This window comes from Variovorax sp. GW460-12-1-14-LB1 (assembly GCF_059423605.1).
In genome coordinates this window covers 101884-121496 of record NZ_JBWKYF010000008.1, presented here as the reverse complement: position 1 = coordinate 121496, position 19613 = coordinate 101884, and the positions used below count along the sequence as shown (strand labels likewise).

Annotated in this window: 19 protein-coding genes; 10 read left to right on the top strand and 9 right to left on the bottom strand. The window is 67.7% G+C overall.

Annotated elements, in window-relative coordinates; all coding sequences use genetic code 11:
• Window positions 1–18: 18 nt before the first annotated feature.
• Together AC07Y4_RS06595 and AC07Y4_RS06590 are read right to left on the bottom strand one after the other, a co-directional pair.
• Window positions 19–288 (bottom strand): hypothetical protein, encoded by a 270-nt coding sequence (locus AC07Y4_RS06595; RefSeq protein ID WP_062480550.1) that lies wholly within the window; start codon window positions 286–288, stop codon window positions 19–21.
• A gap of 42 nt (window positions 289–330) precedes the next feature.
• Complete coding sequence (locus AC07Y4_RS06590; RefSeq protein WP_390344244.1) at window positions 331–1104, bottom strand: SDR family oxidoreductase; 774 nt, start codon at window positions 1102–1104, stop codon at window positions 331–333.
• 140 nt (window positions 1105–1244) lie between these two features.
• Between AC07Y4_RS06590 and AC07Y4_RS06585 the strand changes: the two genes are divergently transcribed.
• Window positions 1245–2183, top strand: a complete 939-nt coding sequence (locus AC07Y4_RS06585) for a LysR family transcriptional regulator (protein ID WP_487847083.1) — start codon at window positions 1245–1247, stop codon at window positions 2181–2183.
• A gap of 3 nt (window positions 2184–2186) precedes the next feature.
• On the opposite strand, the gene AC07Y4_RS06580 is transcribed toward AC07Y4_RS06585, so the two are convergent.
• On the bottom strand, window positions 2187–3128 hold the full coding sequence (locus AC07Y4_RS06580) for a LysR family transcriptional regulator (protein ID WP_099796740.1): 942 nt from the start codon (window positions 3126–3128) through the stop codon (window positions 2187–2189).
• A 105-nt stretch (window positions 3129–3233) separates the two neighbouring features.
• Here AC07Y4_RS06580 and ilvD point away from each other — a divergent pair, with 105 nt between their 5' ends.
• Window positions 3234–4928, top strand: coding sequence for a dihydroxy-acid dehydratase (gene ilvD / locus AC07Y4_RS06575; RefSeq protein WP_369632648.1), 1695 nt, complete (start codon window positions 3234–3236; stop codon window positions 4926–4928).
• Between the two features lie 7 nt (window positions 4929–4935).
• Here the strand turns inward: ilvD and AC07Y4_RS06570 are convergent, their stop codons facing one another.
• Window positions 4936–5754, bottom strand: coding sequence for a DUF3592 domain-containing protein (locus AC07Y4_RS06570; RefSeq protein ID WP_487847084.1), 819 nt, complete (start codon window positions 5752–5754; stop codon window positions 4936–4938).
• 46 nt (window positions 5755–5800) lie between these two features.
• The gene (locus AC07Y4_RS06565) at window positions 5801–6058 is read right to left on the bottom strand and encodes a TIGR04438 family Trp-rich protein (RefSeq protein ID WP_062482640.1); all 258 of its coding nucleotides are present in this window, start codon (window positions 6056–6058) and stop codon (window positions 5801–5803) included.
• Between the two features lie 107 nt (window positions 6059–6165).
• Between AC07Y4_RS06565 and AC07Y4_RS06560 the strand changes: the two genes are divergently transcribed.
• Window positions 6166–6471 carry a c-type cytochrome gene (locus AC07Y4_RS06560; protein WP_095745089.1) on the top strand — a complete coding sequence of 102 codons (306 nt, stop codon included), beginning with the start codon at window positions 6166–6168 and terminating at the stop codon, window positions 6469–6471.
• A 36-nt stretch (window positions 6472–6507) separates the two neighbouring features.
• On the opposite strand, the gene AC07Y4_RS06555 is transcribed toward AC07Y4_RS06560, so the two are convergent.
• Together AC07Y4_RS06555 and acs are read right to left on the bottom strand one after the other, a co-directional pair.
• Complete coding sequence (locus AC07Y4_RS06555) at window positions 6508–7008, bottom strand: Signal transduction histidine kinase (protein ID WP_070060479.1); 501 nt, start codon at window positions 7006–7008, stop codon at window positions 6508–6510.
• Window positions 7009–7208: 200 nt separating this feature from the next.
• Window positions 7209–9206, bottom strand: coding sequence for an acetate--CoA ligase (acs, locus tag AC07Y4_RS06550; protein ID WP_487847085.1), 1998 nt, complete (start codon window positions 9204–9206; stop codon window positions 7209–7211).
• A 151-nt stretch (window positions 9207–9357) separates the two neighbouring features.
• On the opposite strand from acs, the gene AC07Y4_RS06545 reads away from it, so the two are divergent.
• Window positions 9358–9993, top strand: coding sequence for a YqhA family protein (locus AC07Y4_RS06545; protein WP_062475803.1), 636 nt, complete (start codon window positions 9358–9360; stop codon window positions 9991–9993).
• Between the two features lie 7 nt (window positions 9994–10000).
• Here the strand turns inward: AC07Y4_RS06545 and AC07Y4_RS06540 are convergent, their stop codons facing one another.
• Window positions 10001–10909: a LysR family transcriptional regulator gene (locus AC07Y4_RS06540; RefSeq protein ID WP_307693783.1), complete on the bottom strand. Its 909-nt coding sequence runs from the start codon at window positions 10907–10909 to the stop codon at window positions 10001–10003.
• Window positions 10910–11016: 107 nt separating this feature from the next.
• On the opposite strand from AC07Y4_RS06540, the gene AC07Y4_RS06535 reads away from it, so the two are divergent.
• The gene (locus AC07Y4_RS06535) at window positions 11017–11634 is read left to right on the top strand and encodes an NAD(P)-dependent oxidoreductase (RefSeq protein ID WP_495274314.1); all 618 of its coding nucleotides are present in this window, start codon (window positions 11017–11019) and stop codon (window positions 11632–11634) included.
• 59 nt (window positions 11635–11693) lie between these two features.
• Here the strand turns inward: AC07Y4_RS06535 and fumC are convergent, their stop codons facing one another.
• Window positions 11694–13091 carry a class II fumarate hydratase gene (gene fumC, locus AC07Y4_RS06530; protein ID WP_487847086.1) on the bottom strand — a complete coding sequence of 466 codons (1398 nt, stop codon included), beginning with the start codon at window positions 13089–13091 and terminating at the stop codon, window positions 11694–11696.
• Between the two features lie 558 nt (window positions 13092–13649).
• Here fumC and proV point away from each other — a divergent pair.
• From proV to murI, 5 genes are all read left to right on the top strand, one after another.
• A complete protein-coding gene (gene proV / locus AC07Y4_RS06525) occupies window positions 13650–14903 on the top strand; it encodes a glycine betaine/L-proline ABC transporter ATP-binding protein ProV (RefSeq protein WP_487847087.1) in 1254 nt (417 codons plus the stop codon).
• Between the two features lie 21 nt (window positions 14904–14924).
• Window positions 14925–16109: a glycine betaine/L-proline ABC transporter permease ProW gene (gene proW, locus AC07Y4_RS06520; protein WP_495274313.1), complete on the top strand. Its 1185-nt coding sequence runs from the start codon at window positions 14925–14927 to the stop codon at window positions 16107–16109.
• Window positions 16110–16131: 22 nt separating this feature from the next.
• Entirely contained in the window at window positions 16132–17142 is a 1011-nt protein-coding gene (gene proX / locus AC07Y4_RS06515) for a glycine betaine/L-proline ABC transporter substrate-binding protein ProX (RefSeq protein ID WP_487847089.1), read from the top strand.
• Window positions 17143–17245: 103 nt separating this feature from the next.
• Window positions 17246–18799 (top strand): fumarate hydratase, encoded by a 1554-nt coding sequence (locus AC07Y4_RS06510; RefSeq protein WP_062475824.1) that lies wholly within the window; start codon window positions 17246–17248, stop codon window positions 18797–18799.
• The gene (gene murI / locus AC07Y4_RS06505; RefSeq protein WP_487847090.1) at window positions 18796–19608 is read left to right on the top strand and encodes a glutamate racemase; all 813 of its coding nucleotides are present in this window, start codon (window positions 18796–18798) and stop codon (window positions 19606–19608) included. Before AC07Y4_RS06510 ends, murI begins: the two co-directional genes overlap by 4 nt.
• The last annotated feature ends 5 nt before the right edge of the window (window positions 19609–19613 follow it).

The window sequence follows — 19613 nt, the reverse complement described above, 5'->3', positions numbered from 1 at the left end:
GGGGCATTCAGGGCAATGTCAGCGCCCGAACTTCCACCACAGCAACCCCGCCACCAGGGCCGGCACCGCGAAGATGAACAGGAAGATCGGCAGCTCCTCGGCCACCGAGTACCCGGCCTTGAGCACGCCCACGGCCATGTTGATGCCCGCGCCGACGAACCACGCCGGAATGAACCACTTGGCCGCCGCGGCCAGCGCCATCGACGAGCCGTCGCCCATGAAGCGGCCGGCCAGAAGAAACACCACCAGCAGCGCGAAGCCGCCCCCCATCACCATGACTGTGTGCATCTGCGTTGTCCTCCTGGGCGCATCTTGCCGGATATCGGCGCTTCAGCGCGTGGTGTAGCCACCGTTGGCGAAGATCGTCTGGCCCGTGATCCACCAGCCTTCGGTGACCAGGAAGCGCACGATGGGCGCGATGTCCTCGATGTCGGTGAGGCCCTTCTTCGAGTACTTGCTGAGCGCGGCGGCGCTGCTGTGGTACGCCACGGCCTCGGGGCTTTCCTGGCCGTAGAAGAACGGCGTGTCCATGGGGCCCGGGCCGATGGCGTTCACCGAGATGCCGCGGTCGCCGAACTCCTTGGAGGCCGCGCGCGTGTAGTGCTCCACCGCCGCCTTGGCCGCCGGGTAGATCGCATAGAACGGCGTGTAGGCCGCGAGCAGCGAGCTCACCAGCGTCACGATGCTGCCGCCGTCGGCCATGGTGCGGCCGGCCTGCTGGATGAAGAAGAAGGCGGCCTTGGCATTGGCGTCGAAGCTCTTGTCGTAGTCGGCCTCGGTGATGTCCAGGATCGGCTTCTTGATCACCACGCCCGCCGTGTTGATCGCCAGGTCGACCTGGCCGAAGTGCTTCACGGCCTGGTCGAACAGCTTCACGTTGTTCTCGACCACCGCGAGGTCGCCCTGCACCAGCAGCGTGTCGGCGCCCTTGGCCTTCAGCGCGGCCGCCGTCTGTTCGGCCTCGGCACGCGAGCCGTCGCTGTTGTAGTGGATGGCGATGCCGCGGGCGCCGCCGTCGACCAGCTGGTGGGCGATGAGGGCACCGAGGTTCTTGCCACCGCCGGCAATGACGGCGACCTTGTTCGTGAGCGTGCGTGCGGACATGGATGGATTCCTCTGAATGAGTGAAAGACCCGGGACGGGATGTGTGACGAGCCGCCAGTCTATTGATCGCCAAGTTGCAGATAAATCATTCATTCAAGGCTAGACTGTTCTGAAAACCACGAACAATCAGCCCCGCCGCCATGGACCGCATCGAACTCCTCCAGGTCTTCCTGCGCGTGGCCGAAACCGGCAGCTTCACGCGCGCCGCCGACCGGCTGGCGCTGCCGCGCGCCACCATCTCGACCGCCATCCAGCAGCTCGAGGCGCGCCTGGGCTCGCGCCTGCTGCACCGCACCACGCGCCGCGTGGGCCTCACGCCCGACGGCGAGGTGCTGCTCGAGCGGGCCCGCGCACTGGTGGCCGACATGGAAGACATGGAGCAGCAGTTCCAGCCCGCGCACAGCAGCGTGAGCGGCCGGCTCAAGGTCGATGTGCCCAGCCGCATCGCGCGGCTGCTGATCGCGCCGGCGCTGCCCGATTTCTTTGCACGCCATCCGGCGGTCGAGCTGGAACTGGGCTCCAGCGACCGCGCGGTCGACCTCGTGCTCGAAGGCGTGGACTGCGCCCTGCGCGTCGGCCCGCTCGCCAGCAGCAGTCTCGTGGCCCGGCCGCTGGGGCATTTCACGCTCATCAACTGCGCCAGCCCCGCCTACCTCGCACGCCACGGCACGCCCCGCACGACGGCCGACCTGCCGCAGCACGTGGCGGTCAACTACGCCTCGCCGACCAGCGGCCGCGCCGCGCCCTGGGAGTGGCAAGTGCGCGACGGCGAGACCCAGGTGCTGCGCCTGCGCAGCCAGGTGGCGGCGAACAACGCCGAGACCTACATCGCCTGCGCGCTGGCAGGGCTGGGCCTGATCCAGATCCCGGCTTACGACGTGCGCGAACACCTCGCGGCCGGGGAGCTGGTGGAAGTGCTGCCCGACGCGCGCGCCGAGCCGCTGCCGGTGCACCTCGTCTACCCGCACCGACGCAATCTGTCGCGGCGGGTGCAGGCCTTCGCGGGCTGGCTCGACACGCTGCTGGCGGCCACGCTCGATACGCCCTCGCCCGCCGGCCGGGCTTCGCGCAGCGCCTGAGTCTTACGCCGGCACGCGCCCCGCCCGCTCGCGCACGAAGGCCACGAAGCGCGCCAGCGCCGGGTGCGCCGCCTGCGCGGGCCACACTAGGCTGGTCTCGCACACCGGCAGCGTCACGCGGCGGCGCCCCACGCCCTTGAACTCGTGGACCTGCCGGTAAACCACGCCCGCGCGCCGGAACTGCATCACGCTGTGCGGCACCCAGGCCGCGCCGATGCCGCCCGACACGAGGTTGACGATGGTCTGCATCTGGATCGCCTCCTGCGCCACCTGCGGCGTGCGCCCGGCCGCGTGGTACAGGTCGAAGATCGCGTCGTGCAGCGAGGGCACGATGCGGCGCGGAAAGATCACCAGCGGCTCGTCCAGCACCTCGGCCAGGGGCACGGGCCGCGCCTCGGCCAGCCGGTGCTGGGCGGGCAGCGCGAGCACCAGCGGCTCCACCTCGACCGGCAGGCAGGCCAGCCCCGGCGGCGCGGCGCCCGGCGAATGCAGCATCAGGCCGGCGTCGATCTCGCCGCGCGCGAAGGCTTCGAGCTGCACGTCGCCGGTGGCCTCGACCAGCTCCAGCGCCACCTCGGGGCACAGCACGCGGAACTCGCGCACCCAGGCCGGCAGCTGTTCAAAGCCGACCGTCGAGACGAAGGCGATGCGCACGCGCCCCACCTGCCCCGCCGCCGCCGCGCGCGCCCGCGCCGGCAGCGCCTGGGCGCGCGCCAGCAGCTCGCGCACATCGGGCAGCAGCGCCTCGCCGGCCGGCGTGAGCGCCACGCGGCGGCGCGTGCGGTCGAACAGCACCACGCCCAGCGTTTTCTCGAGCTGGGCGATGGCCTGCGTGACCGGCGGCTGCGTCATGTGCAAGCGCAGGGCGGCGCGGCCGAAGTGCAGCTCTTCGGCCACGGCCACGAACTGGCGCCAGGCGCGCAGGTCGATGAGGGCTTCATTCATATGCCAAGCATATCAATCCAAGCTTCAAATTGGATTGGAACCAATCAATCAGAAGTCCGATACTTGGCGCTTCCCTCACGATCTCCCCACGACAGAAGAGACACCATGGACACCAAGACCATCCAGATCAATCGCCGCAGCGCGAACATCACCGAAGGCAAGAGCCGCGCCCCCAACCGCTCGATGTTCTACGCCATGGGCTACGAGGAAGGCGACTTCAAGAAGCCGATGGTCGGCGTCGCCAACGGCCACAGCACCATCACGCCCTGCAACTCGGGCCTGCAGAAACTGGCCGACGCGGCCATCGCGGGCATCGAGGAAGCCGGGGGCAACGCGCAGGTGTTCGGCACGCCCACCATCTCCGACGGCATGGCCATGGGCACCGAAGGCATGAAGTACTCGCTGGTGAGCCGCGAGGTCATCTCCGACTGCATCGAGACCTGCGTCGGTGGCCAGTGGATGGACGGCGTGCTGGTGGTCGGCGGCTGCGACAAGAACATGCCCGGCGGCCTCATGGGCATGCTGCGCGCCAACGTGCCCGCCATCTACGTCTATGGCGGCACGATCCTCCCGGGCCGCTACAAGGGCCAGGACCTGAACATCGTCAGCGTGTTCGAAGCCGTGGGCCAGAACGCCGCCGGCAACATGAGCGACGAAGACCTGCACGAGATCGAGAAGCGCGCCATTCCCGGCACCGGCTCCTGCGGCGGCATGTACACGGCCAACACGATGTCGAGCGCGTTCGAGGCGCTGGGCATCTCGCTGCCCTACTCGTCGACCATGGCGAACCCGCACGACGAAAAGGCCAACTCGGCCAAGGAATCGGCCAAGGTGCTGATCGAGGCCATCAAGAAAGACCTGAAGCCGCGCGACATCGTGACCAAGAAGGCCATCGAGAACGCGGTGGCGGTCATCATGGCCACCGGCGGCTCGACCAACGCGGTGCTGCACTTCCTGGCGATCGCGCACGCGGCTGGCGTGGAGTGGTCCATCGACGACTTCGAGCGCATGCGCAAGAAGGTGCCCGTGATCTGCGACCTGAAGCCCTCGGGCAAGTACCTCGCGGTCGACCTGCACCAGGCCGGCGGCATTCCGCAAGTGATGAAGGTGCTGCTCAAGGCCGGCCTGCTGCACGGCGACTGCATCACCATCAGCGGCCAGACCATCGAAGAAGTGCTCAAGGACGTGCCCGACGTGCCGCGCGCCGACCAGGACGTGATCCGCCCCATCGACAACCCGATGTACGAGGAAGGCCACCTGGCCATCCTGAAGGGCAACCTGTCGCCCGAAGGCGCGGTCGCCAAGATCACCGGCCTGAAGAACCCGGTCATCACCGGCCCGGCGCGCGTGTTCGACGACGAGCAGTCGGCGCTGCAGGCCATCCTGGCGGGCAAGATCGTCGCCGGCGACGTGATGGTGCTGCGCTACCTCGGCCCCAAGGGCGGCCCGGGCATGCCGGAAATGCTGGCCCCCACGGGCGCGCTGATCGGCGCGGGCCTGGGCGAAAGCGTCGGCCTCATCACCGACGGCCGTTTCTCGGGCGGCACCTGGGGCATGGTGGTCGGCCACGTCGCGCCCGAAGCGGCGGCGGGCGGCACCATCGCGTTCGTCAACGAAGGCGACTCGATCACCATCGACGCGCACGAACTGAAGCTCGAACTCAACGTGCCCGAAGCCGAACTCGCCAAGCGCCGCGAAGGCTGGACGCCGCCGGCCCCGCGCTACACGCGCGGCGTGCAGGCCAAGTTCGCGTTCAACGCCTCGAGCGCGAGCTCGGGCGCGGTGCTCGACAAGTTCTGAAGCGGACTCAGCCCATCATCCAAGCGCCGTAGCCGAAGGCAGCAAAGCCCAGGCCGACGATCGCGAAGATGGCTCGGGCTTCGAAATCCATCGCCGGGGGAAAGCTCTGCACGACGAAGTGCAGCAGCGCCCCCGCGCCGATGGTGAGAAAACCCGCACCGAACTGCTTCATCGCGCTGTCGTCGGGATAGAGAAACACCAGCGCGAAGCCGGCCAGGAACACCACGTTCGCCAGCACCGTGCCGCGCGTGCGCCATTTCTTGTGCGTGGGCGTCGGCTCGCGCACCGGCGCCGGCCGGCCCCTGCGGCCTTCCTTGAGCGCCATGCCGGTGAAGAACAGGCCGAACATCGTCGGAAAGCCGCCGAAGAGGCCGAGCCCCCAGACGATGCCCCACATGTTCTGGAAATCGGCCACCAGTGCCTGGGCCGGATCGGCGGTGCTGTAGCGCACCTCGACCGCATCGCCCCATTCCTTGTCCGACAGGCTGCCGCCCAGCCCCTTGACGCGGCGTTTCTGCCCGTCGGCTGCGGTGTATTCGACGAGGGGCGCGCGCGTGGTGGTGACGTAGCCCTTGCTGTCCTTGCTGCGCTCTTCCACGAACTCGACCAGGCTGCCCTGCGTGCTGGCCGTGCCCGCGATCGACTGGTAGCGCTGCCAGCCCACCGTGACCGCACCGTACAGGCCGGCGCAGCCGATCAGCAGTGCCCCGACGCCGGCGCCCCAGAAGAAGGTCTTGAAACGCCCGGCCAGCGCACCGACGGCCGGCCCGACCAGCAGCGACAGTCCGAAGACGAGCAAGGCGTGGGTGGCGGCTTCGTCGTCCATGGCGCGCGTCCTGTCGGCATGCAGCGCGGGTGACGGAGCCGCGGGGTCAGCGGCGCGGGCGCTGCTGACCGTTGCTGGTGCGCAGGCCCATGTTGGTCTTCTGGCGGTCGATGCGCGCCTGCTTGCGCCGCTCTTCGCGCTCGATGACCTTGCGCTTGGTATAGCCCGACGAATCGGCCCAGGCCCACCAAGCCAGCGCCAGCGCGAACGGGCTCAGCACGATCCACCAGCTCCAGCCGGCGACCATGCCCACTTCGAAATATTTGAGGGCTACACCGAGCAGGCCCAAGAGCAGAAACCACATCGCGAATACCCTCCGAGTTGGTCGGTATCGCCGCCGGTGCGTGTGCACCGCGCTACCTACAATCGCGTTGGATCGAATGTAACTCAGCCCTTACGAAAACAGTCCCCATGAAAAGAACGATGTTGATGGCAGCCCTGGGCCTCGGCCTCGCGGCGCCCGCCTTTGCCGACCTGGCCCTTGCCACGTCGAAGAACTGCATGAGCTGCCACGCGGTCGAACGCAAGGTGCTCGGGCCGTCGTTCAAGGACATCGCGGCCAAGTACAAGGACGACAAGGGCGCAGCCAACTCGCTGGCCACCAAGATCATCAAGGGCGGCTCGGGCGTGTGGGGCCCGGTGCCGATGCCGGCCAACAACCAGGTCAGCGAAGCCGATGCGAAGAAGCTCGCAGCCTGGGTGTTGTCGACGAAGTAACCGGCAGCAAAACGAAGCGCGCGGCGGCGCGCCCGGTCAGATGCTCGGGTTGATGTCGCTGGGCAGCGGACGGCGTTCGATGCGGTCTTCGAGCTGCCCGATGTGCGCCGCCACCGTGTTGTCGGTCTGGTCCGAACGCAGCTTGACCGCGCTTTCCAGCTGATCCATGCGCGCCAGCAGCGCCGTGTGCCGGTCGGCGTTGTGCGACATGTGCTGCTTCTCCTGCGCTTCCAGGAAGTTGCGCAGTTCGGTGAAGCGCGAGGCCTCGGCCTTGTCGGCGAGGTCGCGCTGGGTCTGCATTTCCTTCGTGTGGCGCTTGGTCTCCAGCAGCACCGAGCTGTGCAGGTACAGCACGTACACGAGGAAGAAGGCTGCGAGCACGGCCGTGAGCCCCAGCATGATCAGCCCCAGCGGCGCCGACACGCTCATGAAGCCCAGCCACACGTCGGTGGGTGCCGACAACGTGCCCCAGTTCAGCGCGGCAAGCCCCGCGATGAGCAGCACGATGACAAAAAGAAAAGCGGATCTCACGCCCATGTGGCGCCTCCTTGCAAACAACCGATCACGATGACAAAGACCAGGCGCCTGTCAGGGCACGCGGTGACGACATCGGTTTTACCTCAGCCAGGAGGCCGCTTTGGTGCACATGGCCGCACAAACGGCCATGTCCTACACCTCGATACAGCAGGTTCGTGACAACTGTTCCGGAATGGCCGGATTCGGCCAATCCCGGGGGTTCAGTTCGTCTCGGACAGCTGATCGAGGATCGCCGGATTTTCGAGCGTCGAGGTGTCCTGCGTGATCGCCTCGCCCTTGGCGATGCTGCGCAGCAGGCGCCGCATGATCTTGCCGCTGCGCGTCTTGGGCAGGTTGTCGCCGAAGCGGATGTCCTTGGGCTTGGCGATGGGGCCGATTTCCTTGGCGACCCAGGCACGCAGCTCGTTGGCGATCTGCTTGGCCTCTTCGCCGGTCGGGCGCGCGCGCTTGAGCACGACGAAGGCGCACACGGCCTCGCCCGTCACGTCGTCGGGACGGCCCACCACCGCGGCTTCGGCCACGAGGTCGGTCTTGGACACCAGCGCCGATTCGATTTCCATCGTGCCCAGGCGGTGGCCCGACACGTTGAGCACGTCGTCGATGCGGCCCGTGATGCGGAAGTAGCCGCGGTCGGCACTGCGCACCGCGCCGTCGCCAGCCAGGTAGATGGTGCCGCCCATCTCTTCGGGGAAGTAGCTCTTCTTGAAGCGCTCGGGGTCGTTCCAGATCGTGCGGATCATCGAGGGCCAGGGCCGCTTGATGACCAGCATGCCGCCCGCGCCGTTGGGCAGGTCCTTGCCCGTCTCGTCGACGATGGCGGCCATGATGCCCGGCAGCGGCAAGGTGCACGAACCCGGCACCAGCGGCGTGGCGCCCGGCAGCGGCGTGATGACGTGGCCGCCCGTCTCGGTCTGCCAGAAGGTGTCGACGATCGGGCAGCGCTCGCCGCCGATGTTCCGGTGGTACCACATCCACGCTTCCGGATTGATCGGCTCGCCGACCGAACCGAGGATGCGCAGGCTGGTCAGGTCCCAGTTCTTCGGGTGCACTTTTTCGTCGCCTTCGGCCGCCTTGATGAGCGAGCGGATCGCGGTGGGCGCGGTATAGAAGATCGAGACCTTGTGCTTCTGGATCATTTCCCAGAAGCGGCCCGCATGCGGGAAGGTCGGGATGCCTTCGAACACGACCTGCGTGGCGCCGGCCGCAAGCGGGCCGTAGGCGACGTAGGTGTGGCCGGTGATCCAGCCGATGTCGGCGGTGCACCAGAACAGGTCTTCGGGACGGATGTCGAAGGTCCAGTCCATCGTGAGCTTGGCCCACAGCAGATAGCCGCCGGTGGCGTGCTGCACGCCCTTGGGCTTGCCGGTGGAGCCCGAGGTGTAGAGGATGAACAGCGGGTGCTCGGCATTGACCGGCACGGGCGCGCACTCGGTGCTCTGCCCTGCCAGCGCTTCGGTGAAGGTCTTGTCGCGGCCCTCGACGCGGTTCCACGCGGTGGGCGTGCGCTCGTACACGAGCACGGTCTTGAGCGTGTCGCAGCCGCCCAGCGCGATGCCGTCGTCCACGATGGCCTTCAGCGGCAGTTCCTTGCCGCCGCGCAGCTGGTAGTTGGCGGTGATGACGGCCACGGCGCCCGCGTCGATGATGCGTTCCTGCAGCGCCTTGGCCGAGAAGCCGCCGAACACCACGCTGTGGGTGGCACCGATGCGTGCGCAGGCCTGCATGGCGACCACGCCTTCGATGGTCATCGGCATGTAGATGATGACGCGGTCGCCCTTGTTGATGCCCTGCGCTTTCAGCGCGTTGGCGAACTGGCTCACGCGGGCCAGCAGCTCCTTGTAGGTGACGCGGGTGACGGCGCCGTCGTCGGCTTCGAAGACGATGGCGGTCTTGTGCTCGACGGGGGTGCCGATGTGCTTGTCCAGGCAGTTGGCGCTGGCATTGAGTTCACCGTCACCGAACCATTCGTAGAACGGCGCCTTCGATTCGTCCAGGGTGCGGGTGAAGGGCTTGGTCCACTGCAGGTTGTCCTTGGCCAGCCGGGTCCAGAAGCCTTCGAAGTCCTGTTCGGCTTCCTTGCACAGCGCCTCGTAGGCGGCCATGCCGGCAATGCGGGCGCCTTCGGTGGCGCGGGCGTCGGGCGGGAACACACGGTTCTCGACCAGGACGGATTCAATGTTCTTCGATGCGCTGCTCATGCTCTTGTCTCCTGATTGAATGCGGCCGTAATGTCGGGGCACGCACTTACGGGCCACTGACGGGGTCGATGTTAGTTCGCAGGGTTATCACGAGTGCGTCACTGGGAGACCTCTAGAATCGCCCGACTTTTTACATCTGTCTTCTTACTTCATGTCCGCCCCCGATCCTTTCGACGCCCGGAACGCGCCCGTACCAGCACGCAGTTCCCCGCTGAAGCCACTGCCCCGGCTCATCTTCGCGAGCCGCTGGCTGCAGCTGCCGCTGTACCTGGGGCTGATCGTGGCGCAGGGCGTGTACGTGGTGCACTTCCTGGTCGAGCTGCTGCACCTGGTCGAAGCCGCCTTCGGCAACAAGGACGCGCTGCAGGCCCTGATCGCGAGCATCGGCTACAAGACCACCGCACCGGTCGGCGCACTCAACGAGACGGTGATCATGCTGGTGGTGCTGGCGCTGATCGACGTGGTGATGATCTCCAACCTGCTGATCATGGTGATCGTGGGCGGCTACGAGACCTTCGTGAGCCGCATGGACCTCGAAGGCCACCAGGACCAGCCCGAGTGGCTGAGCCACGTGAACGCCTCGGTGCTCAAGGTGAAGCTGGCCACCGCCATCATCGGCATCAGCTCGATCCACCTGCTCAAGACCTTCATCAACGCGGACAACTACACCGACAAGGTGCTGATCGCGCAGACCGTGATCCACATCGCGTTCCTGTTCTCGGCCATGGCCATCGCCTACACCGACAAGCTCATGAACGAGGCGGCCGCCGCCAACGCCCACCACTGAAGGCCGGCTAGGCCACATCCCAGGCCGGCACTTCGGTGAAGCGCTCGGCCAGGAAATCGAGCAAGGTGCGCAGCGCAGACGGCATGTGCTTGCGCGAGGCGTACACCGCATACACCCCCAGCACCTGCGGCTCGTGATCGGGAAAGAGCGACACCAGCTCGCCCGATTGCAGCAACCCCGACGTCAGATAGGTGGGCAGCATCGCGATGCCCGCCCCGGCCCGCGCCAGCGCCATCAGGCTGGCCGCGTCGTTGGTCGAGAGGTTGCCGGCCACGGCCACCGAGACCGGCAGGCCGTCGGCCTTGCGCGTGAAGTTCCACAGGCTGCGGCCGAAATACGAATGCGTGAGGCAGTTGCGCTGCGCCAGTTCTTCCACGCGCTGCGGCTGGCCGTGTGCCTTCAGGTAATCGGGCGTTGCGCAAACCACCGAACGGCACACCGAGAGCCGGCGCGCGATGAGGTTTGGATCGATCTCGGACGACACGCGGATGGCGAGGTCGATGCGCTCGTCCACCAGGTTCACCGCGCGGTCGAGCAGCACCAGGTCGACCGCCACGCCTGGATAGCGCCGCACGTAATCGGCCACCGCGCCGGCCAGCTGCGCCTGCGCGAACGAGGTGCTGGCGGTGATGCGCAGCTGCCCGCTCGGCGCCTCGGCGGGGTGGCGCACCGCCGCCTGCATGTCGCCCGCGAGCTCGAGCACCTGACGGCAGCGCGGCAGCAGCTCTTCGCCCGCCGCCGTGAGGCTGAGGCGACGCGTCGTGCGGTGCAGCAGGCGTGCGCCGGTCCATTGCTCCAGTTCGGCCACGTAGCGCGTGACCACCGGGCGCGAGAGGTCGAGCTTGTCGGCCGCGGCCGAGAGGCTGCCCGCGTCCACCACGGTCACGAACACCCGCATTGCGTTCAATCGGTCCATTCGAACGATTTTAGGAATAAAGAAGCGCGGAATTCGAGGTATTTCTTTCGAAACCAGAAACCTAAGATGCGGTTCATCCCCTTCCCAACTTTTGACTGGAGTCCCTCATGAGCCACATCGCCATCCTCGGCGCCACCGGACGTGCCGGCGGCCGCCTTCTCGAAGAAGCGCTGCGCCGCGGCCACACCGTGACGGCCATCGCCCGCCATGCCAGCGCGAAACTGGCGGGCCGTGCCAACGTCGAGACCGTCGATGTCGACGCGCTCGACGCCGCCGCCCTCGAAAAGGCCGTGGCCGGCCATGACGCCGTGTTCAGCGCCGCGCACTTCGCCACCGTGCCGCCCGCGGCCGTCATCGAGCCCGTGAAGCGCGCGGGCGTGAAGCGCCTGCTGGTGGTCGGCGGCGCCGGCAGCCTGTTCGCGGCGCCCGGCCTGAAGGTGATCGACACGCCGAACTTTCCCGATGCCTACCGCGCCGAAGCCACGGCCGGCGGCGTGTTCCTCGATGCGCTGCGCAACGAGAAGGACCTCGACTGGACCTTCCTGTCGCCCTCCGCCGAATTCGTCGAAGGCGAGCGCACCGGCAAGTTCCGCCTCGGCAAGGACGACCTGCTCGTGAGCGCCGAAGGCCGCAGCTGGATCACGTTCGAGGACTACGCGATCGCGTTCATCGACGAACTCGAGAAGCCCGCGCACTCGCGCCAGCGCTACACGATCGGCTACTGATCGATCGGCCGGCAACGAAAAAGGACCCTCGCGGGTCCTTTTTTCATGAGCGAGCCGGATCAACGGCCGGTCATGTTCTCCGGCACCACCCACTGGTCGAACTGCTCGGCCGTCAGGTGCCCCGACGCAATCGCCGCCTCGCGCAGGCTCGTGCCTTCCTTGTGCGCCTTCTTCGCGATGTAGGCCGACTTGTCGTAGCCGATGTGCGTGTTCAGCGCCGTCACCAGCATCAGCGAGCGCTGCACCAGCTCCGTGATGCGTTCGCGGTTCGGTTCGATGCCCACGGCGCAGTGGTCGTTGAAGCTCACCATGCCATCGGCCAGCAGGCGCACGCTCTGCAGGAAGTTGTGCGCCACCATCGGGCGGAACACGTTCAGCTCGAAGTTGCCCGAGGCGCCGCCGATGTTGATGGCCACGTCGTTGCCGAACACCTGCGCGGCCAGCATCGTGACGGCTTCGCTCTGGGTCGGGTTGACCTTGCCCGGCATGATCGACGAGCCGGGTTCGTTCTCGGGAATGCTCAGCTCGCCGATGCCGCTGCGCGGGCCGCTCGCGAGCCAGCGCACGTCATTGGCGATCTTGTTCATGCTGGCGGCGAGCGTCTTGAGCGCGCCGTGGGCATGCACCAGCGCGTCGACACTGGCCATGGCTTCGAACTTGTTCGGCGCGGTCACGAACGGCAGGTTCGTGAGCTTCGCGAGTTCGGCCGCGACCTGCTCCGCGTAACCCTTGGGCGCGTTGAGCCCGGTGCCGACGGCCGTGCCGCCCAGCGCCAGTTCGCACAGGTGCGGCAGCGCGGCGCGCACGTGCGCCTCGCCGTGCGCCAGCTGCGCCACGTAGCCCGAGAACTCCTGGCCCAGCGTGAGCGGCGTGGCGTCCTGCAGGTGGGTGCGCCCGATCTTCACGATGTCGGCGAAGTCTTCGGCCTTCTTCGCCAGCGTGCCGCGCAGCTTGGCAATGGCGGGCAGCAGCTTGTGCGTGATGGCTTCCACGGCCGCCACGTGCATGGCGGTGGGGAACACGTCGTTGCTCGACTGGCTGCGGTTCACGTCGTCGTTCGGGTGCACCAGGCGCCCTTCCCCGCGCTCGCCGCCGAGCAGCTCGCTGGCGCGGTTGGCCAGCACCTCGTTGACGTTCATGTTGCTCTGCGTGCCCGAGCCGGTCTGCCAGACCACCAGCGGGAACTCGCCCGGATGCTTGCCGGCAATGACCTCGTCGGCCGCGGCCACGATGGCGTGGGTCTTCTTCTCGTCCTGCAGGCCCAGCGCGTGATTGACCACGGCCGATGCGCGTTTGACCTGGGCCAGCGCCTTGATGATTTCGCGCGGCTGCTGCTCGCCGGAGATGTCGAAGTTCTGCAGCGAGCGCTGCGTCTGCGCGCCCCACAGCTTGTCGGCCGGCACGTCGATCGGGCCGAAGGTGTCGCGCTCGGCACGGGTCTTGGGAGAAGTCGTCATGAGAAAAATGGCTCCACAGTCTTGGATGGTTGCGCCCGCTCACCGGGCGCGGTGCCGAGTATGGTCTCAATAAGAATGGCTCGCATCTGACGAGGCCTTTCGCTCAGGTCCCACAGACACGATACGCCCGTGGGTTGACTCGCGTCATGCCAAAAAGTTATAATTAGCGGCTTCCGACGACCAACAAGTCATGTTGGTCACCCTTGCACTACTCGCGGATCAGCGAATCCCGTCGCGGTGCAAGGCCCTTCACGCCGGGCCCAGCCCGGCAAACCGGCCGGATCTTTTTTCCGGCCCCATTGCCACGTCACGCTCATCCAGGCGGCGCCCCTCGACCAGGCCCGTTGTCTGCGAATGAAGCATCCGGCGGGCACTGGCTTCGTCGCCAAGTCGTCTTCAGTGCCTGTCGGCAGCCCTCGGGGCTCGCCGGGCCATTGCATGCGCATGCGCAATCTTCATGCGCGCTGTCGGGCAGCTCCCTCATCGGGCTGATGGCGTGGCCGTTGCCGCCCTCCGGGGCGGTGCTGTGTCCACCCTTCACTCAAGGAGCCCCGGCATATGGCCAAAGGAATTCTCATCGACCATGTCTTCAAGGTGTTCGGCGACTCGCCCGAGCAAGCCCTCGAGCTGGTCCGCCAAGGTTTTTCCAAGAAGGACATCCTGGCGAAGACCGGTCAGTCGATCGGCGTGTTCGATGCCACCTTCGAGATCCAGGCCGGCGAGATCTTCGTGATCATGGGCCTGTCGGGCTCGGGCAAATCGACGCTGGTGCGCCTGTTGAACCGGCTCATCGAACCGACCGCCGGGCGCATCGTGATCGACGGGGCCGACATCAACGAGCACTCCGACAGCAAGCTGCGCGCACTGCGCCGCAAGGACATCAGCATGGTGTTCCAGTCGTTCGCGCTGATGCCGCACATGACGGTGCGCGAGAACACCGCCTTCGGCCTGGAGCTGTCGGGCACGCGCAAGAAAGACCGCCTCGCGCAGGCCGACCTCGCGCTGGCGCAGGTGGGCCTTTCGGGCTGGGGCGACAGCTACCCCGACGAGCTCTCGGGCGGCATGCAGCAGCGCGTGGGCCTGGCGCGCGCGCTGGCGTCCGACCCGTCGATCCTGCTGATGGACGAGGCCTTCTCGGCGCTCGACCCGATCATCCGCACCGAGATGCAGTCGGAGCTGCTGCGGCTGCAGCAGGTGCAGCGCCGCACCATCGTGTTCATCTCGCACGACCTGGACGAAGCCATGCGCATCGGCGACCGCATCGCGATCATGAAGGACGGCCACGTGATCCAGGTCGGCACGCCCGACGAAATCCTGCGCACCCCGGCCGACGACTACGTGCGCAGCTTCGTGCGCGGCGTGGACGCGGCGGCGGTGTTCAAGGCGGCCGACATCGCACGCAAGTCGCTCACCGTGGTGTGCGAGCACCCCGAGCGCGGCGCGCGCGCGGCGCTCAAGCTGCTCGAAGACCAGGACCGCGACTTCGCCTACGTGACCAGCCCGACCAAGCGCTTCCTGGGCGTGGTCTCGGCCGACACGCTGCGCGGTGCGCTCGACGGACATTCGGGCCCGCTCGGGTTGCAGCACGCCTTCCTCGAGGACCTGCCGCGCATCGACGCCGAGGCCCCCGTGGCCGGCCTGATCGGCCAGCTCGCGCAGGCGCCGTGCGCACTGCCGGTCGTGGCCGGCGACGGCCGCTTCTGCGGCGCGATCAGCAAGACGACGCTGCTGCGCTTCCTCGACCGCGACACGCCGCCGATCGAACCCGTCTCGCCGCACGCCGCGCCCGCACTCGCCGCCGAGCCGCACTGAATTCACGAAGGACCTTGAACGATGAACGACACCACATTGCCTTCCGACCTGAACGCGCCCCTGCTGGACACCCCCGTCCTGGACACGCCTGCCGCGCCCCCCGCCGCCCTCGATCCGTGGGAAGCGATCTCCGCCGCGCCTGACACCTCGGCAGCCAGCGCCTGGCTCGACGCGCCGGCGAACACCGCGCACGCCCTCGCGGGGCAGGCCGACACCGCCACCAACGGCTTCGCGCTGCACCGCCTGTGGGACGGCTCGCTGCCCGTCGAGGCCTGGATCAACCAGGGCCTGGGCTGGGTGGTGGAGCACTTTCGCCCCTTCTTCCAGACCGTGCGCCTGCCCATCGACAGCACGCTCAACTCGGTGCAAGGCCTGCTCACCGCCCTGCCTGCGCTGCCGATGATCGCGCTCATCGGCCTGCTCGCCTGGCAGTTCGCCGGCCGCGCGCTGGCCATCGGCACCGTCGTGTCGCTGATGCTGGTGACCGTGCTGGGCATCTGGCCCGAAGCGATGGTCACGCTGTCGCTGGTGCTGACCTCGCTGGTGTTCTGCATGGTCATCGGCCTGCCGCTGGGCGTGCTGCTGGCCAGCAGCGACCGGGCCCAGCGCGTGATGCGCCCGGTGCTCGACGCCATGCAGACCACGCCGGCCTTCGTGTACCTCGTGCCGGTGGTGATGCTGTTCGGCATCGGCAACGTGCCGGGCGTGATCGTGACCATCGTCTTCGCGCTCGCCCCGCTGGTGCGCCTGACCAACCTCGGCCTGCGCCAGGTGCGCCCCGACCTCATCGAGGCCGCGCGCGCCTACGGCGCCTCGCCCTGGCAGATGCTCGTGAAGGTGAAGCTGCCGCTGGCCATGCCCTCGATCATGGCGGGCATCAACCAGGCGCTGATGCTGTCGCTGTCGATGGTGGTGATCGCCTCGATGATCGCCGTGGGCGGCCTGGGCCAGATGGTGCTGCGCGGCATCGGCCGGCTCGACATGGGCCTGGCCACCGTCGGCGGCCTGGGCATCGTGCTGCTGGCGATCACGCTGGACCGCCTGACGCAGGCCATGGGCAAGTCGCGCCGCAGCGCCGGCCATCGCTGGTGGTACACGGGACCGGCCGGCCTTGCGCTGCGCACGCTGCAGCGCCTTGTCGGCACGCCCTCGCGCGGCTCGCACGCCGACGACGCCGTGCCCGCCCTTTCCACGCCAGCGCACTGACCGTCATGGAGGACAACCACGCATGACGACCACCCGCCTCTTCCTTGCCCGCGGCCTCCTGGCGCTAGGCCTTATCGCCTTCGGTGCGACCGCACAGGCCGCCACTGATCTGCCCGGCCAGGGCATCACCGTGCAACCGCTGAAAAGCTCGCTCGCCGAGGAAGCCTTCCAGACGCTGCTGGTGATGCGCGCGCTCGAAAAGCTCGGCTACAAGGTCGAGCCGATGAAAGACCTCGAACCCGCCACCGAGCACCTGGCCATTGCCAATGGCGACGCCACCTTCATGGCCAACCACTGGAGCCTGCTGCACGCCGACTTCTACAAGAACAGCGGCGGCGATGCCAAGCTGTGGCACCAGGGCACGTACTCCGACGGCGCGGTGCAGGGCTACCTGATCGACCGCAAGACCGCCGAGCAATACAACATCACGAACCTCGCGCAGCTGAAAGACCCGGCGATTGCCAAGCTGTTCGACGCCGACGGCGACGGCAAGGCCGACCTCACCGGCTGCAACCCCGGCTGGGGCTGCGAACTGGCCATCGAAGGCCACCTGGCCGCCTACCAGTTGCGCGACAGCGTGACCCACAAGCAGGGCAGCTACGCCGCGCTCATGGCCGACACCATCGCGCGCTTCAAGCAGGACAAGCCGATCCTTTACTACACCTGGACGCCCTACTGGGTCAGCGCCGTGCTGCGCCCGGGCGCCGACGTGGTCTGGCTGCAGGTGCCGTTCTCGCCGCCGCAGGCCGGCGCGCAGGTCGACACCCGCTTGCCCAATGGCCGCAACTACGGCTTCCTGGCCAACGAGCAGCGCATCGTCGCCAACCGGGCCTTCATCGAGAAGAACCCCGCCGCCGGCCGCCTGTTCGAGGTGATGAAGCTGCCGATCAGCGACATCAACGCGCAGAACCTGCGCATGAGCGAAGGCGCGAACAGCATGCAGGACGTGACGCGGCACACCGACGGGTGGATTCGGGTGCATCAGGCGACCTTCGACGGCTGGATTGCCCAGGCGCGCGCCGCGGCCCGGTAACACGGCCTCACCCCCGCGCCGGCGCCCTTTCGCCCGGCGCCGGCCTGCGGTATTGGTGGCTGAGATAATCGAGGGCGTTCCCCCTCCAAGAAGACTCCCCACCATGACGACCACGATCCAGCAGGCCGACCTGATCGAATCGATCAGCGCCGCGCTCCAGTACATCAGCTACTACCACCCCGCTGACTACATTGCCCACCTGGCCAAGGCCTACGAGCGCGAACAAAGCCCCGCCGCCAAGGACGCCATCGCGCAGATCCTGACCAATAGCAAGATGAGCGCCACGGGCCACCGCCCGATCTGCCAGGACACCGGCATCGTCAACGTGTTCCTCAAGGTGGGCATGGACGTGCGCTGGGGCGGCTTCACCGGCTCGCTGGACGACGCCATCAACGAAGGCGTGCGCCGCGGCTACAACCACCCCGACAACACGCTGCGCGCCTCGGTCGTGGGCGACCCGCAGTTCGATCGCAAGAACACCAAGGACAACACGCCTGCGGTGATCTTCACCGAGATCGTTCCCGGCAACACCGTCGAAGTGACGGTGGCCGCCAAGGGCGGCGGCAGCGAGAACAAGAGCAAGCTGGTCATGCTGAACCCCGGCGACAGCGTGGTCGACTGGGTGCTCAAGACCGTGCCGACCATGGGCGCCGGCTGGTGCCCGCCCGGCATGCTGGGCATCGGCATCGGCGGCACCGCCGAGAAGGCCGCGCTGATGGCCAAGGAAAGCCTGATGGACGACCTGGACATGCACGAGCTGCAGGCCAAGGCCGCCTCGGGCGCCGAGCTCAGCAAGGTCGAGGCGCTGCGCCTCGAACTGTTCGAGAAGGTCAATGCCCTGGGCATCGGCGCGCAGGGCCTGGGCGGCCTGGCCACCGTGCTCGACGTCAAGATCCAGATGTACCCCACGCACGCGGCCAGCAAGCCCGTGGCGATGATCCCCAACTGCGCGGCCACGCGCCACGCGCACTTCGTGATGGACGGCAGCGGCCCGGTCTACCTCGACCCGCCGTCGCTGGACCTGTGGCCCGACGTGAACTGGGCACCCGACGAAAAGAAGAGCAAGCGCGTCAACCTCGACCAGCTCACGCCCGCCGAAGTGGCGAGCTGGAAGCCCGGCGACACGCTGCTGCTGAACGGCAAGATGCTCACCGGCCGCGACGCCGCGCACAAGCGCATCCAGGGCATGCTGGCCAAGGGCGAGAAGCTGCCGGTCGACTTCAAGAACCGCGTCATCTACTACGTCGGCCCGGTCGACCCGGTCGGCAACGAAGCCGTGGGCCCCGCCGGCCCGACCACCGCCACGCGCATGGACGGCTTCACCGAGATGATGCTGGCTGAAACCGGCCTGATTGCCATGATCGGCAAGGCCGAGCGCGGCCCGGTCGCCATCGAGGCGATCAAGAAGCACAAGAGCGCCTACCTCATGGCCGTGGGCGGCGCCGCCTACCTCGTGAGCAAGGCCATCAAGACCGCCAAGGTGGTGGGCTTCGAAGACCTGGGCATGGAAGCCATCTACGAATTCGACGTGGTCGACATGCCCGTGACGGTGGCGGTCGATGCCGGCGGCACCAGCGCGCACATCACCGGCCCGGCCGAGTGGCAAAAGCGCATCGCCAGCGGCGAGTTCAAGACCATTCCGCTGGAAGTCGCTTGAACCCGGTCGGCGTGTTCGACAGCGGCGTCGGGGGGCTGAGCACGCTCGCCGCGCTGCAGGCCGAGCTGCCGACGGAACGCTTCGTCTACTTCGCCGACACCGCGAATGCGCCGTATGGCGAGCGCGGCGACGCCTACGTCATCGCGCACTCGCGCCAGGTGGTCGAACACCTGCTGCGCGCGCACGGCATCAAGGCGCTGGTGGTGGCCTGCAACACGGCCACCACGGCGGCGATCCACGTGCTGCGCGCCGAATTCCCCGCGCTGCCCATCGTGGGCCTGGAGCCGGCGCTCAAGCCCGCCGTGGCGACGAGCCGCACGGGCCACATCGCGGTGCTGGCCACGCGCGGCACGCTGGCCAGCGCCAGGTACGCGGCCCTGCGCGATTCGTTTGCAGGCGCGACGACCGTGCGGCCCGTGCCGTGCGACGGCCTCGTGAAGGCCATCGAAGGCTTCGACAGCGCCACCATCGCCGCGCTGTGCGCTCGCTACATGGCGGAGGCCGGGCCCTTCGGCGACGGGCCAGGCGAAGTCGACACCGTGGTGCTCGGCTGCACGCACTACCCGCTCGTGAAAGACGAACTGCAGCGCCACGCACCGTCGACGCTGCGCTTCATCGACACCGGTGCGCCGGTCGCGCAGCAGACGCGGCGCGTGCTGACGTCGCTCGGTCGACTGGCCGACGATGGCAGCGAAGGCGGGCTGGTGCTTGAGAGCAGCGGCGTCCTGGCGGTGCTCGAAGCCGCCGCGGCGCGCTGGCTTCCCGCACGCGCGCAAAACGCTTCGGTGCCTGCAGCAAGCACCGCCTGACATCA